This window comes from Paenibacillus sp. JNU01 (genome assembly GCF_059130585.1).
The window spans coordinates 4,415,468-4,432,754 of the sequence record NZ_CP169723.1; the positions used below are offsets into that span (position 1 = coordinate 4,415,468).

Sequence of the window (17,287 nt, forward strand, 5' to 3'; positions counted from 1 at the left end):
GCATGTAACTGATCATGTTGAATACACAAAGAAGTTGCTTTCATGAAGAATGGACCTGGATGGATCTACATCCATATATATCGGTTGATGGAGACAAAAATTGGAGAGGGGTTGTACCGCAGTTGGATCAAAGTACACTACAGATATCTGGACAGGAGAGCATGAAAGAGGTCCAGGATCATGCTACATTCATGCAGGGGGTCAAAGATTGTATCCCAACCTTGCTTGGTTATTTGAGTATTGGTTTTGCAGCGGGTGTCATTGAAATGACCGCAGGTCTGAGTCTGGCGGAAACGGCGCTGCTCAGCCTGATTCTATATGCAGGATCGGCCCAGTTCATTGCGGCGGGCATGCTCGCATCGAATGGGTCAGCAGTAGCTATCATATTCACCATATTTTTTGTGAATCTTCGTCATTTGCTACTCAGCGCAGCTGTATCACCGTATTTTCGGCATCTGACCCCGCTTAAAAATATGTGGATCGGTTCATTGCTTACGGATGAGTCTTTCGGCGTGGCGATGACACGGGCGATTGGTAGGGAAAGGCTTAGCGAACGGTGGATGCACGGTCTGAATATTACCGCATATCTGAACTGGTTCGTGGCTAATATGGCGGGAGCGTACTTTGGACGCTGGATCACCAATCCGGAACGACTGGGTCTGGATTATGCCCTGCCTGCGATGTTTATTGGACTGGTTGTACTCCAATTGGTGCATCGTAAAAACAAAAAAATACATATCAATGTGGCGATCATCGCTGTGGTCTGTGTAATCTTCGCCAGCATGGCTTCACTAGGCAGCATGAGTGTCATTGTGGCTGCGGTCATTGCGGCAACGTTGGGAGTGTTCATGGAACGATGGAAGTAAGATGGGATGTATTCTGGATTATTATGGGGTCGGCGCTATTAACATTTATCCCGCGTGTACTGCCACTGATGCTGTTCAGCAAGATACAGATTCCCATGTGGTTGTTGCGTTGGCTGGAGTATGTACCCGTAGCGGTCATGGCAGCATTGATTGGTCAGGAACTGTTCATGTCGGACAACCAGTTGGTGCCGATTACGCATAATATAGCTCTGTGGGCTTCCCTGCCGACGATTGCAGTAGCGATCTGGACACGCAGTCTGCTTGGAACCGTACTGGTCGGTATTGTGGCTATGATGATCTTGCGATACTGGATCGGATAATAGCTTGGTTGTATTATAACATCCGGTAATTCCTTCGCCTGATCGGTTAATACTGTTCTATAAAGGATAGATAGTCTATCTGAGCGAAGGGAGCTGGATTCATGAGTAAACTGAAGCGCAAGCTGTTAATTACGGGAGCTGCCGGAGTCATTGGTCGCAGTCTGTTGGAGGGGCTGAGAGCCAAGGGGACGTATGATATCGTTGCAGCGGATCTGCGTGAGGATGAGGAAGCTGGCATTGTAGCCATGGATGTGACAGATGGAGAACACCTGAAAGAACTGATGAAAGGGGTTCACACCGTTCTGCACATTGCATGGGCTAAGGATGAGGAAGATTTTCTGGGCAAAGTCCTGCCAATCAACGTAACCGGGGCCTACCATGTGTATGAAGCAGCACGGTTGAACGGTGTTCAGCGAGTGATCTTTGCAAGTTCCAACCATGCGACAGGATTCTATCCTACAGGTGAGGATATTGAAGTGGACGATCCGTACCGACCAGACAGCTTCTACGGACTTAGCAAATGTTATATTGAACTGCTGGGACGGTATTACGTTGACAAATATAATCTGTCCTCCTTCAACATTCGGATTGGAAACTTCTCTGGTGATACATACCCGCACTCGCAGCGCTCGGCTCATATTTGGATCTCACCAAGAGACATGGTTCAGCTCGCTGAATGCTGTATTGAAGCGGATTCGGATATGAAGTATTTGAATCTGTATGGAACCTCGGCGAATACGGATAACTATTATGATATTGGCTATCTGGCTCAGAAGATTGGATACATTCCACAGGATGATGCGGCCGAGCTGTGGGAAGAGGCAAAACTTAGGGGCGTACCTGATAAACAGGATGAGACCGCCTTTCAGGGCGGAGGCCATGTGGAGAAGGAACCGAAGGATTCTTAAGAAGGCGACACTTTGTGATGAAAACGCTATTTTCTATTGTAGCCGAAAGGGATAAAATGGAGACTGAGGTGTTCAGTGTTTCCATTTTGCACAAGAGGAAGGAACGATTTCAATCATGAGTACAAGTCCATCCGTTATATTGTTTCAGGGAGACTCGATTACAGATGGGGGAAGATCACGCAATGATGATCCGAATCATTTTCTCGGACACGGATATGCGTATCTGATCTCCAGCAAACTGGGTATGGAACTGGCGGGCAAACATAAGACCTTCTATAACAGAGGCATCAGTGGGGATCGGGCATCTGATCTGTACGCACGCTGGAATGAGGATACCATTAGTCTAAAACCGGACCTGATCAGCATCCTGATTGGGGTGAATGATGCTTGGCGCACGATGAATAGTGAACCTAGCGGGGTAACGGATCGTTTCGGACGGGCGTATCGCCATTTGCTCGAAGAAACACGGGAAGTGATGCCGGATACGGGGCTGGTTTTGATGGAACCGTTTATCCTGAATACCGGAGCGACGGCGGAGAAATGGGATGCCTGGGAAGCGTATATCGGTCAATATCAGAAACTGGCTCAAGGTCTTGCTGAAGAATTCGGAGCGGTGTGGGTGCCATTGCAGCAGACATTTAATGATGCTCTGAAGCATGCGGATGCAGCGTACTGGTTATGGGATGGCGTCCATCCAACCGCGGCAGGTCATGAGCTGATTGCACGCCAATGGTTGTCTGTTGTACAGAATTCTCCGCTTGCAATTGTGTAACAAACAACGGACAGTTGCGATATGGACAGCAGCATTAAAGGGTTTCAGAATTCTTTGATGATATAAGATAGCTAAGAACATGAGATAGCCATCAAAAGCCTGTGTTGACAGGCAGAATGCAACGGAGAACCTGACGAGGGTTCTCCTTTTTTTTGGTTTTGGAAGGAGAAGGGCATAACGCGGTGGAATGGATTCTAATGGATAATTCTTCAAAAGTGCTATCATATCCGGTAAAATGAAATCGATTACATTATAATATATAGGTATGACAATCCATTAACGAAGAGTGGTGAATCCAGTGGAAGATTCCATTCACGAAGTCGAAAATGAAAATATAAACCAACGTGGAAATGAGAGCAAAGCAGCAGGCTCCCTACGTGCCGACAGACTTCGAGAGCAGTCGCTCCGACCTGAATTGGCTACGTTATACACGGACTTGAAGGCTCATGGTGAACGAGCCTTGTTGGAACCCTTGCCCTCCTTGTCGTTCCGTCTATATCGCCAGTTCAGTGATACGGGTGAGCGGAAGGCTTATGAGCAGGCTTATTTCGATCGAAGGGGCAGGCTGGCTGCTGTGGCGATGCTCGCATTGGACACGGCGAGGCCGGATGCACTGCAAGGGCTGGAGGAAATGTTGTGGAACGTGTGTGGTGAGTATACGTGGTGCTTGCCCGCACATCTCGGGACGGGAGAGGTCGATCAGGTGAATGGGAACATTGATCTGTTCGCCGCAGAGACGGTACATATGCTGGCAGAGATGGTGACGATTCACGCCGAACGACTGGACCCCCTTGTCATAGAGCGAATCAGGTTCGAAGCAGAACAGCGAATCTTCACTCCGCTTTACCGGGATCAACGGAAGTTCCACTGGCAGACAGCGGATCACAATTGGTCGGCGGTCTGTGGTGGCTGCTGCGGCATGGCCGCATTGTTGCTGCTCAAGGATGAGTCCACAATAAGGGAATCAATCTCCCATACGGTCAGCTGTATGAACGCATTCCTGAGTGGTTATGGCGAGGATGGCGGCTGTGCTGAAGGCATTGGATATTGGGTATATGGATTTGGTTATTTCACCTATTATGCCGAGATGCTTCGTGAGTACAGTAAGGGCGAACTGGATCTGCTGACGGGTTCCAAAATCGCAGCCATCGCAGCCTTCCCGCTGCGAGTGCATCTGTCGGGCGGCACATTCGTGAACTATTCGGACAGTGCGGAGCAGGAAGAGATTCCTTCCGGATTACTCTCGCTGCTCGCGTCCAGGGTGGGGTTGCAGGTAGATCTGCCGCTTCATATTCCACTGCTTACCGATGATCCCTGTCATCGCTGGGCACATCTAGTGCGGAACGTAATGTGGAGCGATCCGGCAGTATATGGGGATGACGGTGCCTTTGCACAGGCTGAACGAGGATTTATTTTTCAAAATCTGGGCTGGATGGTCGCGAAGGGTGTGCTTGATTCTCCAGGTAACCAACGTTCCAGCGGCGCGCCCCGTCATGTGGCTGTTTCCGTTAAAGGCGGACATAACGATGAACCTCACAACCATAATGATCTCGGTCAGTTCATTATCCATTGCGGTGGTGAGAATATCCTGTGTGATCCAGGAGCAGGGTTGTATACCCAAGCGTATTTTGCACCGGGCAGAGAGCACCTGTTCCACATCTCGTCATCCGGGCATAACGTTCCGCTCATTGAAGGCCAGGAGCAAAGCTCGGGCCGGCAAGCGCAAGCCCATGTTTTAAAGGCAAGACTGGCAGCGGATAGCGGTGAGCTGAATACAACATTGGATCTGACATCCGCATACCCTGGAGCTGCTTCACTGGCTCGTTATACACGTCAATTTCATTGGAAGATGGCTTCTGAAGGTAGCGGGAGTGGGGCGGAATTGCGTCTAATTGACCGTTTTCAATGGAAGAGCAGGATGGTGCTTTCGACAGAACGATTCTCTTCGGTGGACGATTCAGATGCAGGATGTTCGAGCGTAGTGGAGCGCTGGATGAGCAGAGTACAACCTGAGGTGGTGAAGAGCGGTAACCTTCGCTGGCAAGGTGTGCATGGAACGGTCCATATGACGTATGATGCGAACCAGTGGCAGGTTTTTACGGAGGTTATGAACACAGTTGATCATGACAATGATCCCGTCACATTCTATCGGACGTCACTATCATGGATAGGGGCAGTGGGCGACAGCGATCATGGGATCGAAGGTGATGCCCCACTTGAAACGGTATGTGAGGTACGCTTCATCATTGAACCGAAAAAGGGAGAAAACGAGGTGAGCATGCATGAGTGAATATACATCTGTGTCCACGTATCCATGGAAAGATGAACTCAAACGTTACCGGACGTTGGCAGAACAAGCGGGCCCCGCTCCGGCAGACGGCTGGAATCAGGATCGCAAACTGGAACTTGTGGAGAGTATTGTGCGCGCTTACACCCCGTATCAGGACAGCGATGGTGCAATCATCGATCCGTTCTCGGGTGTGGAGAGATATTACTCTACTCCAGCTTATGCGATGGCTGCGGCAGTCCTGGTTAATGCGGGACGTACGGATCTGCTTGATTCTGCCGCGGCGGCCCTGTCACAGAGCATTGATGCCGTGGTCAAACGTAGCGCACCTGACAATCACCCTGATTTTTTCCCGGTACTCATGATGAGAGCTTACATGTTGTTGAAGTCACATCTGCCAGAACAAGCCAAGATCTGGGCAGAGGCGCTCAAGACGATCCATCCTGAACAAGATTATGTATTTACGATGAGCAACATGAATAATCCCAATCGCATGATTAACTGGAACGCCATTATGATCTCTGGCGAATACCTGCGGTGGCATGAACAGCTGGCAAGTGAAGATACAACGTGGATGGATCGTTATCTGGAAGCTTATCATCTGCCCCGATTTACGGCACTTGGTTTGTATCAGGATGGACCGCTGGACCGTCCGAACTGTCCATTTTCCTATGATATTGCCACCCGTTATCATTTGGGCGTGATGCTTGAGGCGGGTTATGAGGGAGCCACTGCCGATAGGTTACGTGAGCAGCTGCGCCATGGTGCCTTCAGCTCGCTACTGACGCTCTCGCCATTAGGTGAGATTCCACCGCGTGGTCGCAGCTCTCAGCACCAATGGAATGAAGCGGCCGCCGCTTATGTATGTTCTACACATGCAACGCAGGCTCTGGAGGCGGGAGATCCGGTGATGGCTGGTGCTTTTGCACGTGCGGCTAATCAATGTTTTGCTGCTGTGGAGCGCTGGAAAATGGATGATGGGCGCCTGAAAATCGTGCGCAATGAATACGCACCAGAAGATCGCCACGGGTATGAGATCTATACCAACCACACGTGTTACAACCTGTGGACAGCAGCAGCACTGGCCCACGCCTGTCTCAGTGATCCGGGAGACCAAGTGAGCCAGGTGTACCTTCCTTCCGAGGTGGGCAGCCGAGTGTTGCAGACCGATGGGTGGTTCGAAACCGTGATTGCATCCGTACCTGGTCAGCAACTGGTAGTACACACAGCGATGAATGATCCGTATACGATCCCTGGTTTGGTACGAATTCAGCAGACAGGGTTACCTGGTCTGATTGGTCCGTCCGCTGCCAGCCATGTGCAGGCCGGATTCACGGAATTTGCCGAAGGGGTGGTCCGTCCGCTCAGCTATTGTCCTGCCTGGAAGACACCAGATGGGGTATGGCATAGCCTTGCAGAGGGTATTCCATCGGGTGGTGCGTATGATCGGGATGTTGGATTAGACCCTGCTCAGGGAGGTGGGTCAATCGTGTATGAAAAAGTGGGCCAGGATACGTCGAATCAAGTAGAGGGACATTTGGCGGAAAGAGCTGCGGAAGAGGGGATAAACGCCTCAGAGAATTCTTTTGCTGTGACATGGGTTGGTCCCTTGCCTGGTGTTGAAACCTTGCGCACTCATTATGTGCAGCAGGCAGACTTGCTGACCATAACGTATGAATTCCAAGGGGAAATTGTGGCGGCAGGTGCACTCATTCCGTTGATGTTCCATGATGGTCGTGAACAGGCGGTGATTACCCATACGGATCAAAGTGTGCGCACTACGTATCGGGGGGCATATGTCGAATCTACAGCGCTGGATCAGGAAGCCATTATTCATCTGGAGGATCAGGTCGTGGCTTCCCGTAATGGGTTGCTGAAAGAAGCGCGGATTGAAGTGAACGGAGCACGTAGTCTGACCTTTACGGTCCGATTGGGTGAGGTTACACAGGAAGGCGTTTAGGTCGAGGATCATTAGATCTGAAACATCGCAAAACACTCGAAGCATAGTTAAACGTGTTATTCGTGGATGATTGGTGATATTTAGCTGATCGATATTGTAGTGACGGCATAAGACACTAGAGATAAGTTGAGATCGATCTGGAGCATCAAGCAGAGATGTCCGGTATTGAATCGGGGAGGGATATGTTTATGAACACATCAACGTCGGTAAAATGGCTGGAGGAAGCGTGGCAACAGGGAGCTGCCAAGACGATTCGGAATGCAAAGCGGATCAAGGATACATTTCCGCACATTGCCCCGCAAGGGACGTATGACCAGAATGATCCGGAATGGTGGACAGCAGGTTTCTGGCCTGGCCTGTTATGGTTGGTCTATGGGGATGCACCGGAAAGTGAAGCGGTCGCTCCGCTGCATCGCATTGCCGAAAGTTGTGAGCGGCAACTGGAAGGTTGTCTGCGTGATCCCGAATCGGTGGATCACGATCTGGGGTTCATCTGGCTGCTTAGTGGCGTAGCCAACTACCGCCAGACGGGCAGCATGGATGGACGGCGGCGCGGCATGCTCGCCGCCAACCTGCTCGCTGCCCGGTTCCATGTGCGCGGTGAGTTCATCCGCGCCTGGAACTTCAGCTCGTCAGCAATGGATACGCGCGGCGTAGCCATCATTGACAGCATGATGAACCTGCCGCTGCTCTACTGGGCATCCGAGCAGAGCGGCGATCCTCGCTTCCGCTGGCTGGCGGAAGCACATGCGGACACCGTGGCGCGCGAATTCATCCGCGCTGACGGGTCCATCTGCCACGTGGTGGAGTTCGATCCACACACGGGGCAGAAGCTGCGTGAGCATGGCGGACAGGGCCATGCTTCAGGTTCCGCCTGGGCGCGGGGCACCGCCTGGGCGCTGCACGGGTTTGCGCTGTCTTTCCGGTATACGGGCGAAGCCCGATATCTGGAGACAGCGGAGCATGCGGCCGATTTCTTCCTCGCCATGCTTGGCGAAGAGATCGTGCCGGTGTGGGATTTCCGCGCACCTGCGGAGCATCGGGTGGCGTGGGACTCGTCCGCTGCGGCGATTGCCGCAAGCGGGCTTATAGAGCTGGCGAAGCTGTCGCCACGCGGGGAAACCTATGCCGCCGCGGGAGAGCGAATCGTCCGCGGCTTGCATGAGCACTATAGCTCCGGTGACTCGGCAGCGGAAGAAGGGCTGATCATGCAGGGAACGGTGCATTACCCGGAAGGGCGAGGGCTGAATGTGCCGATTATATACGGCGATTATTTCTATATGGAAGCGCTGGCGAAGCTGCGTGGGCGTGAGGGGTTATTTTAAAAAGAGGAATGGAGAACTGAGAATGTTGTAATCCATCATCACCTGTCCGCATAAGGCTGTCTCCAGTACCAGGAACGCTATCCCTTCTATTGGAGACGGAGTATACCCAAGCTTGAGCTTTGAATAGACAATCGAGGTGAGCGGACAGGCGGATGGTGTACATAATCGAAGGAAAACAAATGAATATCTGGCGTATGAATATCTCATTCATACGGGTCCGGTTGGGGTGCAGAATTAGCTATGCTCTACTGATAGAATCACTTTTCACTTCGAAGATGTGCGTCTCAGGATAACAAAGTCGGCAGAAGATTGATCCGGATATCGCTGCGGAATAATCTCATGCACCTTGAAATCCGGGTAGTCGTAGAGATAATGGAACAGATTACGATCCTGGATGGTATCGACCCCGGGGGTGCCGTTTTCTTTCAAACGGGTGTAAAGCACCACCCATGCCGTTGAAGAGTGCAGAATATCATACAGGGTATTACGAAAATCGGTTTCATCCGTGATGTGATATAACACATCCAGACAGACCGTCAGATCGGCTTGCAGAAAACCACGGTTAATCCACAGGCCTGGTGTATACAGCATGAAGCTCTTGGACGGATCTTTGGCAAACTGGGAAGCACAGCGTTTTATCGAAGAAGCGGCGACATCAACGCCCAGGTAGTCCTCATAATTCATGTATTGCAACTGGTTGCCATCCCCGCATCCAAACTCGATGACTCGATGAATACCTTCACGTTGAATCAGTCCATTCACGACTTCGGCCTTGAATTCAGCCAATACTCCGTATGAACCTCTCCCGGAAGTTTCACCTGAGCGATATGTTTTCTCCCAATACCCGATGTAATCAAAAGGTTGAGGCATAGGTTTCCTCCAATTCTGTTAAAAGAAGTTCAAGACAGTCTATATACATAGGTTATGCACGTTAATCGCAGGTATGAACGGTTGAAACCGGAATAGAAGAAGAATTAATTTCCATAGAATTTCCTGAAAATTCCCTGAAAGTCTAAACATCTGGAAAGGACTTGCCGACATTAAACATAAGGAAAAAAATGATGATAATCGGGGGGAAATGATGTTAAAGCCAAGATTGACCAAGTACATGGTGATGATGCTGGTGTTGATGCTGAGTATTTCCAACGTAGGCTTGGCCGCTGCGGCAGATAAAGAACTGTCCAAAATTGTGGTTTCCAAGAATGAGATGTCGCTCGAAGTTGGTGATTCCAGTTCCGTTACGGTAACAGGTGTGTATTCTGATAATACGTCGGCAAACGTAACGATCAGTTCATCCTGGAGTACCAGTGATACTTCGATAGCAACTGTATATAATGGCGCAATTACAGCCAAAAAAGAAGGTACAGCAACGATTACCGCAGCGTACCAGGGCCAGAGTCAGACCGTTCAAGTGAAAGTAACGAAGAAGGTCAAAGCCCTCTCGAAGAACGTACAAAGTCTGGACTTGCGTACGGGAGACACGAAAGAAATTATTTTGACAGCAACGTATAGTGATAATGAAACAAATAATACAGCAGCAAGTACCGCAGAATGGTCTACCAGTGATGAGAAGGTTGCTACCGTTGTGAATGGTAAAGTAACTGGACAAAGCGCGGGTACAGCTGTGATCACAGCCAAAGTTGGCAGCCAAAGCGTGACGGTGGATGTTAACGTTGAAGTGGTTAAACGTGTAGATGTGGATAAACAGCAGGTTAACCTGTTGTTGAACAAAAGTGAAAGTGTAAAAGTGACGGCTACGTATCCGGATGGTACAACCAAAGATGTAACCGATCTGGCGGAATGGACATCCAGCAACGAGAAAGTTGCAGACGTGCTTAAAGGCGAAATTACAGGATACTCGGCAGGTTCTGCGAAGATCACAGCCAAATACGGTACGAAATCCGTATCCGTTGACGTGGATGTAGATCTAACCAGCAAGCTGAGTGTGGAGAAACAAAGTATTTTCTTCCGTTTGAGCGAGACAACCAAAACGGCTAATGTCGTTGTAACGGCTTCTTATCCAAACAGCAGCGACGTGAATGTAACGGATCAAGCGACTTGGACATCCAGCAACGAAAAGGTTGCAACAGTGTTTAAGGGACAGATTACTGCCATTAGCGCAGGTTCAACAACAATCAAGGCAACCTATAGTGGCAAAACTGTAGAAATCGCTGTGGATGTTGATACGGCAAGATATCTGGATATCAAAGATGTAAATGACAAACTCGCCATGAGTGTTACGGGTGATAACAAGTCCAAGACATTGGTAGCCAATGCAGAGTATATTGATGGAAGCACAGAAGTGGTAACGTCCAAAGCAACGTGGACTTCAAGCAATGCCGATGTTGTATATGTATCGAATGGCGATCTGATCGCATACAAATCCGGTACTGCGACGATCACTGTAGCTTATGGCGGTAAAACAGCCAAATTTACAGTAAATGTTGACGTTCCGGACAAGTATGAAATGGATAAGAAAAAAGCATCAGTAGCTGTGGGTGGAACGACCAATGCCAAAGTGCTGGCGATTTACGGTGAGACATCCAAGGATGTATCCGAAGATGCAACCTGGAGCAGCAGCAGCGACAAAATCGCTGAGGTAGATAGCAAAGGGGTTATCACAGGTGTTGCTACAGGTAAAGCAACCATCACAGCGAAGATTGAAGGCAAAACACTGACCATGCCTGTTGAAGTAGGTATGGCTAGTGGACTGGAAGCCGATGTGAACTTCGTCGTATTGTCTGCCAAAGAAACACAGAACATCCTTCTGACAGGAACGGATGAGGACGGCAACACGCTGGATGTTACATCCGAAGCAACCTGGAAATCCAGCAATGCTCGTGTAGCAGATGTGAAAAAAGGCGTGATCACAGGTAACAGCAGTGGTAAAGCCAACATCACAGCAGAATACGGCTCCAAAAAAGTAACGATCCAGGTTGAAGTGGATGTCATCTCACGTATTGAAGCATCAGAGCCAGTTCTTTCCCTGAAATCAGGCGATACAGCTGATCTGACAGTAACTGCTTTCTTGAGCGACGGTAGCGAGCGCGATGTTACGGACAAAGCGGAGTGGAAAACGAATAAGTACACTGTTGCTCAGGTGACTAAAGGTAAAGTCAAAGCTGCAGGTTCAGGTAAAGCTAAAATCACAGCCAAATACGGCAGTAAGTCTGTCACAATTGCCGTAGATGTGGATACACTGAAATATTTGCAGACGGATAAAGTAACGTTGACCATGAAACCTGGTGAAAAGGTAACTGTGGCGGCAACTGCAACGTATGCTGATGGCAGTGAAGCTAATGTGTCCAAACCGGCTCTCTGGAAATCTTCCCGTATTGCAACAGCATCGGTGAAAGATGGTGTCATTCAGGCGAATGGTAAAGGTAAAGCAACGATTACGGTGACATTTGCAGGTGTGAAAACGAAAGTAACCGTAGTGGTTGAAGCGAAGTAATTGTTTTTCCTAATGGGAGTATGAAACGCGCAATATAAAAAACGGTGACCCTGGCTTGATCGCTGGGGTCACCGTTTTTTGTCTATAAACTAGAGAGCTTGTCTTCAACTGGCTGAAAGCCGAAGTATACCTTATCGTGTCCCGAGCGGGCATGTGCCCTGCGTCCTGAATATGCGAGCAAGCGATGAAGACGCCGCAAAAGATGGACATGCCAAAACAGAGTTTTTTCACGTTTCACTAGGATTTTATCGATTCCAACATGATCCAGTGTGTCGTCATATCGCGTACGAATGAAACAGGGGATATCTGCGTTAACGAATCTGAGACATCTTATTCAAGGAGTTGGAGCATTTGCAGAAATCTAAGGAATCTGAGACACGCTATATCGGAAAATGCAGTCTTTTATAGCCCTTTTCTCAAGTGATTTTGGTATATAGCGTGTCTGATGTTCCTTACAATTTAAAAAGAGGATTATAAGAGTAAATAAGATGTCCTCGGTTCCTTAGAAAATGAAAATGGAAATAAACATAGTCTTGCTATTTGCCAAAGTTACCCACTATGTTTCTATAACTACATCGTATGGGACAGCACCAGTGCACCATAGGCAAAAGCGATCACGATCAGAATGGCTGGATGCAGCTTGGTCTTGGTCATGACCCAGAGCGAGATGCCGGCAATGATTAATGTCTGCCAGATGCCGATGGAGTCGGTGGATAGCTGCCCGAATTCCCATGTGAGCAGAATCATGAGTACAGCGATAACAGGCTGCACGAGTAAAGTCATACCTTTGACTTTCGGTGACGTGCGGTGTTTGTTCAATAGACGAAGTAATAAAATCAATGCGGTTGCGGAAGGCACGATTGTGGCAAACGTTGCGATAAACGCCCCAAACCAGCCCGCTACGTGATACCCGACGAATGCAGCAATTTTGGTTGCAATCGGGCCGGGAAGGGCGTTACCAATCGCCAACACATCCCCGAATTGCTCTGTGGTCATCCAATGGTAATGGTTCACAATCTCTTCCTGCATTAGCGGAATGGACGCCGGGCCGCCCCCATATCCCAAGATGTTTGCTACGAAAAATCCCCAAAATAATTCCCACCATGTCTGGAGCATCCTTAGGACACCCCCTTATCAGAATTGCCTTTGGATTTGAAGCGTTGGACCAGATCCAGATGGAAGACACCATATCCAAGGAAAACCGCGATCACAATCCCTGGATGGATGTTCAGCAGCTGTAACGATACAAAGGCAATCACCCCGAATAGGGCGGCAAAAACTTTGCCGAGCCCCTTCCAGGCTTTCATGGCAAATTCATAAGCCATCATGCCCAGCATGACAAAAATAACCGGTCGAACAGCGGCTACCATGCCTGCAACCACTTTTGACTCGCGCAGCGCGTACATGGAACCGAGCAGAGCAATAATGGCAATGCTTGTCGGCAAAATATGAGCGAGTACGGACACAATCGCGCCCAGTACACCTTTGGTTTTATAGCCGAGATATGCGGCCATCTTGGTCGCGATGGGACCCGGCAGGGCGTTGGCGATAGCCAAAATCTCGCCGAACTCCTCATCACTGACCCATTTGTAACGTGTAACGGCTTCGTAACGGATCAACGGAATAACCGAAGGACCGCCGCCGTATCCGAGAATTCCGGTTCGTACCATTCCGATGACGAGACCGTTGTAATCTTTCCAACCCATGCTGATTTCCTCCTAGAGTCTCATGCCCATCCGGCTTTTATAGCGTTTCAACAATAACTGTGATTCCACTTTGACGATACCCGGCATCTTATAGAGCTTCTCCAGCAAGAACTGCTCCATCTCTTCCATATCTGCAAAAATACCATGCATATGTAGGGTGCTAGGCCCTGTCATATGATAAAGGCTGGTAACGGCAGGCTCTTCGTCCAGTTTCTCAGCGACTTCATCCAGGAAGGGCGGTTCCACATCGACATTGAAAAAGGCGGAGACCTGGAGCCCAACCTTGCCAGGGTTGATCACCACGGTGAAACGTTCGATGATTCCTTTTTCGGATAACGCATTAATGCGTGCCTGAACAGCTACACGCGATAACCCGATCTGTGTACCCAAGTCCGTGTAGGATATCCGGCTATTCTTGTGAAGTGCGGCAATAATTTTGCGATCCATCTCGTCCAGATTGTACATTTGCGGAATTTCTCCCCCTTTGGAGGAGCGTTTCTCTGACATGTTGACCATCCTTTTCTTTTGCTATATGAAATGAACAATGAAATTTTACTGAACATACAATGTGTATGTGGCATTCATAGTTTAATGACGAATCGTAACTGGAGTCAATCTATTTATTATCATTATTGAATTTAACCGATTTTGAGCCTTCATTTTGTCATTTCGACCAATCCCATATAAAAAGGCCACTCGCATAATCTAATGGCGAGCAGCCGGTTAACAGATAGAGCTGGAGTGTAACGCTAGGCACGATACGAATCAGGTCCGGTTATCGCTGAGCTGTCTTGGGCAGGAAAAGGGTAACAGTTGTGCCTTCACCAGGCTCGGAAGAAACTCTCAACGTTCCACCTGCACCACGGGCACGCTCTTCCATGCTGAACAACCCAACACCATTGCCAGCGGTTGCTTCGCTGAATCCGGCACCCTGGTCCTCAATAATAACCATCGTCATGTCCTCAGCGTCTTCTACAGTAACACGTGCCTCGGCAACATCGGCATACTTCGCGACATTGGTTAAGGCTTCCTGAATAATCCGGTATATGGCGATCTCCCGGTTCATCTCCAGCCGTTTGCGCAGATTACATTCCAGATCAACTTCAATTCCGTAGTGACGGGTGTAATTCTCAATATACGTACGAATTGCCGGAACAACACCCAGGTCATCCAAAACGGATGGTCTCAGTTCCCATGCCATCCCGCGTACATCTTCCATAATACCCGTGACCTGCTTACGCAGTGCTTCAACTCCGGCGTGAGGCTGGTCTGCCAGCAATCGGTCCATCTGAATCACCAGAGAGAAGAGACTCTGTCCAATCCCGTCATGCAGTTCACGCGAGATCCGGCGTCTTTCCTCTTCCTGAATGTTCATGACCTGGGACATCATCTTCTGCAATTCACCTTCCACGGATTTCAGCTTGGTGACCTCGCTACGTACAGCCAGGTATTGATACGGCTCGCCGTCATTATCGAGGAAAGGCACGATGGTGGTGTTGACCCAATAGTAACTGCCATCTCTGGCACGGTTGCGAATCTCCCCGTTCCATACCTTGCCTGAGGATATCGTGTCCCATAGGTTTTTCATAAAGGCTTTGCCATGGTATCCGGAATTAATGATTCGATGATCCTTACCGATGAGTTCTTCGCGCTCATACTGCGAGATCTCACAGAATTTATCATTCACATACTGGATCTTCCCCTTGCGGTCTGTTAAGGCCACAATGGAGGACTCATCCAGAGCAAACTTTAGATCACTCAGTTGATGCAGGGAGCCCTTCAACCTGCTGCGAAATTCATTATCGGTAATGTGATTATCGATTTCGTTCAGCAGAAGGCGTACGGGCTGGTCTGCGAGTCCACTTAGTCTGTTCTTGCGTGCACTACTCAAAGTTCAGCAACCCCTTTTTCATGGCGAACTTCACCAGTTCCGGTCGTGTACGCAGGCCAAGTTTCTCCATCAGATTGCTTTTGTGGGATTCGACCGTTTTGACACTGATGATCAGATGTTCGGCGATTTCCTTGTTGGCGTAACCTTTGGCAATCCAGGACAAAATCTCTTTCTCCCGCTCGGATAACGTGTCATATGGGCCGGCGTTTTCCTGTTTGGCTTTGTCTAGGTATTCACTCATCAGCCGTTTGGTCGCACTGGGGTACAGATAGGCGCTACCCTCTGCTACGGAACGAATCGCGGCAAGCAATTCTTCATGCGGCGCACTTTTGAGTATATATCCCGATGCTCCCGCATGGATGGCGCGGAATAGATATTCTTCATCGTCATGCATGGTCAGTATTAGAATGGAGACATCCGGCATCAATTTCTTCAATTCAGCCGTAGCGGTCAGACCGTCTTTGCCTGGCGGCATGCTAAAATCCATCAAGACCACATCCGGTTTTAACTCTTGAGCTTTGGCAATGGCTTCATCACCATCTGCGGCATCCCCAACGATATGTATATCATTCTTTCCTTCAAGTAAAGCAATCAGCCCGGATCGCACGACAACATGGTCGTCTACAACTAATAGTTGAATCACATGATTTCCCCCTGTCCGCTTCCTCAGTTCTATCTATATCATAACAAAAAAAGAAGCCATTCAGAGCTTTAATCTCCGAATAGCTTCTCTCACTCAACGTGTGGGACAGAAACATGAAACCTTAATGTTCTGTTTGGCCGAAACGTTCCTGAATCATATTGGCAATTTCCTCGACCTGTGCCTCCACGGCAAGAGGATCATATGGCCAGAACCGTTCCCCATCCAGCTTGAACACTCGATTGTTCTTCACGGCGTCTAGGGATGACCAGACGGGTGATGTTTCATCGAGCGAACCACCATTGGATAAATCCAGGAAAATATAATCACCGGCATAATCCGCCAGTTTCTCCTCGGATACAGTTACAGTATCTTTATCCTGATCAATCAGTTCCTTTTGTACAATGTCTGGTGCTTTCAGTTCGAGCTGTTGGTAGATGGCTTGCCCACCGCGGTTGACACCATCTCCGTTAACATACCAATCCTTACCAAAAAGACTGAAGTTGGAGAAAGTTGTACCTTCTCTGACCAGCCCTTGAATGGAGTCCTTGGCTGACTTCACTTTTACTTCGAATTGGGACAACCAGTCTGCGGCTTCCTTTTGTTTGTTTAAGATTTCTCCAAAAGCAGTGATTTCCTCGTGCACATTGTCGTATGTACCATAAGGGATGATGAGGGTCGGTGCAATTTTGCGATATTGCTCATTCAGCTTCTCATCTCCACCTACAGTGACGATCAGGTCGGGCTCAAGTGAAAGAATTTTTTCCACTGAACCACCGTCAATACGACCAATGTCTGCTACGCCTTCAACCAGATCAAGCACATAAGGGCTTTCTAGCTCATAATCAGGTGCGCCTACTGGTTTGACGCCAAGTGCGAGAAAATCAGCGAGGTAGCCCTGCGTCACAATCCGCTGCGGGTTCGCTGGGATTTCAACGTCTCCATTAGCGGTGGATATGACCTGCATTTCTGAGGCGCTGTCTGCCGGTTGCTCTTCTGTAGCTGCAGTCGAGGAAGGTTTGTTTTCTGTCGTTTCTGCGGCTTGGCCTGAGCAGCCAATAATTCCAATCACCAGTACCAGGAACATAAGCCCAGTCCACCATTTTGATTTAACCCCTGTCATTCTGCTTCTCCCCAATCAATAATGATTATCTTTCT

15 protein-coding genes are annotated in these 17,287 nt (G+C 49.1%); 8 read left to right on the forward strand and 7 right to left on the reverse strand.

Translation table 11 applies throughout. The annotated features are described in order from the left end of the window. Positions 1–161 precede the first annotated feature (161 nt). The 7 genes from NLBNIHML_RS19305 (at position 162) to NLBNIHML_RS19335 (ending at position 8,438) form a co-directional block, all read left to right on the forward strand. Complete coding sequence (locus NLBNIHML_RS19305; protein ID WP_339242875.1) at positions 162–866, forward strand: AzlC family ABC transporter permease; 705 nt, start codon at positions 162–164, stop codon at positions 864–866. Beyond that, complete coding sequence (locus NLBNIHML_RS19310) at positions 857–1,186, forward strand: AzlD domain-containing protein (protein ID WP_494352538.1); 330 nt, start codon at positions 857–859, stop codon at positions 1,184–1,186. Before NLBNIHML_RS19305 ends, NLBNIHML_RS19310 begins: the two co-directional genes overlap by 10 nt. A gap of 110 nt (positions 1,187–1,296) precedes the next feature. After that, complete coding sequence (locus NLBNIHML_RS19315; RefSeq protein WP_494354727.1) at positions 1,297–2,094, forward strand: NAD-dependent epimerase/dehydratase family protein; 798 nt, start codon at positions 1,297–1,299, stop codon at positions 2,092–2,094. A gap of 115 nt (positions 2,095–2,209) precedes the next feature. Further along, the gene (locus NLBNIHML_RS19320; protein ID WP_494352539.1) at positions 2,210–2,866 is read left to right on the forward strand and encodes an SGNH/GDSL hydrolase family protein; all 657 of its coding nucleotides are present in this window, start codon (positions 2,210–2,212) and stop codon (positions 2,864–2,866) included. A gap of 298 nt (positions 2,867–3,164) precedes the next feature. Continuing rightward, positions 3,165–5,156: a heparinase II/III domain-containing protein gene (locus tag NLBNIHML_RS19325; RefSeq protein ID WP_494352540.1), complete on the forward strand. Its 1,992-nt coding sequence runs from the start codon at positions 3,165–3,167 to the stop codon at positions 5,154–5,156. Next, entirely contained in the window at positions 5,149–7,113 is a 1,965-nt protein-coding gene (locus NLBNIHML_RS19330; protein ID WP_494352541.1) for a glycosyl hydrolase, read from the forward strand. The genes NLBNIHML_RS19325 and NLBNIHML_RS19330 overlap by 8 nt, the downstream gene beginning before the upstream one ends. A gap of 188 nt (positions 7,114–7,301) precedes the next feature. After that, positions 7,302–8,438 carry a glycoside hydrolase family protein gene (locus tag NLBNIHML_RS19335; RefSeq protein WP_494352542.1) on the forward strand — a complete coding sequence of 379 codons (1,137 nt, stop codon included), beginning with the start codon at positions 7,302–7,304 and terminating at the stop codon, positions 8,436–8,438. 264 nt (positions 8,439–8,702) lie between these two features. Here NLBNIHML_RS19335 and NLBNIHML_RS19340 read toward each other — a convergent pair whose 3' ends face one another. Next, a complete protein-coding gene (locus NLBNIHML_RS19340) occupies positions 8,703–9,308 on the reverse strand; it encodes a methyltransferase (RefSeq protein ID WP_472475019.1) in 606 nt (201 codons plus the stop codon). A gap of 208 nt (positions 9,309–9,516) precedes the next feature. Between NLBNIHML_RS19340 and NLBNIHML_RS19345 the strand changes: the two genes are divergently transcribed. Next, positions 9,517–11,892 carry an Ig-like domain-containing protein gene (locus NLBNIHML_RS19345; protein ID WP_494352543.1) on the forward strand — a complete coding sequence of 792 codons (2,376 nt, stop codon included), beginning with the start codon at positions 9,517–9,519 and terminating at the stop codon, positions 11,890–11,892. 570 nt (positions 11,893–12,462) lie between these two features. On the opposite strand, the gene chrA is transcribed toward NLBNIHML_RS19345, so the two are convergent. The 6 genes from chrA to NLBNIHML_RS19375 all read right to left on the reverse strand — a co-directional run bounded on the left by chrA (position 12,463) and on the right by NLBNIHML_RS19375 (position 17,252). Then, entirely contained in the window at positions 12,463–13,008 is a 546-nt protein-coding gene (gene chrA / locus NLBNIHML_RS19350) for a chromate efflux transporter ChrA (RefSeq protein ID WP_339239185.1), read from the reverse strand. A 2-nt stretch (positions 13,009–13,010) separates the two neighbouring features. Continuing rightward, on the reverse strand, positions 13,011–13,598 hold the full coding sequence (chrB, locus tag NLBNIHML_RS19355; protein WP_307540492.1) for a chromate efflux transporter ChrB: 588 nt from the start codon (positions 13,596–13,598) through the stop codon (positions 13,011–13,013). Between the two features lie 12 nt (positions 13,599–13,610). Then, on the reverse strand, positions 13,611–14,105 hold the full coding sequence (gene chrS / locus NLBNIHML_RS19360; RefSeq protein WP_062837151.1) for a chromate efflux transcriptional regulator ChrS: 495 nt from the start codon (positions 14,103–14,105) through the stop codon (positions 13,611–13,613). 268 nt (positions 14,106–14,373) lie between these two features. Continuing rightward, a complete protein-coding gene (locus tag NLBNIHML_RS19365; RefSeq protein ID WP_339239187.1) occupies positions 14,374–15,489 on the reverse strand; it encodes a PAS domain-containing sensor histidine kinase in 1,116 nt (371 codons plus the stop codon). Beyond that, entirely contained in the window at positions 15,482–16,132 is a 651-nt protein-coding gene (locus NLBNIHML_RS19370) for a response regulator (RefSeq protein WP_017691068.1), read from the reverse strand. The genes NLBNIHML_RS19365 and NLBNIHML_RS19370 overlap by 8 nt, the downstream gene beginning before the upstream one ends. A gap of 121 nt (positions 16,133–16,253) precedes the next feature. After that, entirely contained in the window at positions 16,254–17,252 is a 999-nt protein-coding gene (locus NLBNIHML_RS19375; protein ID WP_494352544.1) for an ABC transporter substrate-binding protein, read from the reverse strand. Positions 17,253–17,287: the final 35 nt, after the last annotated feature.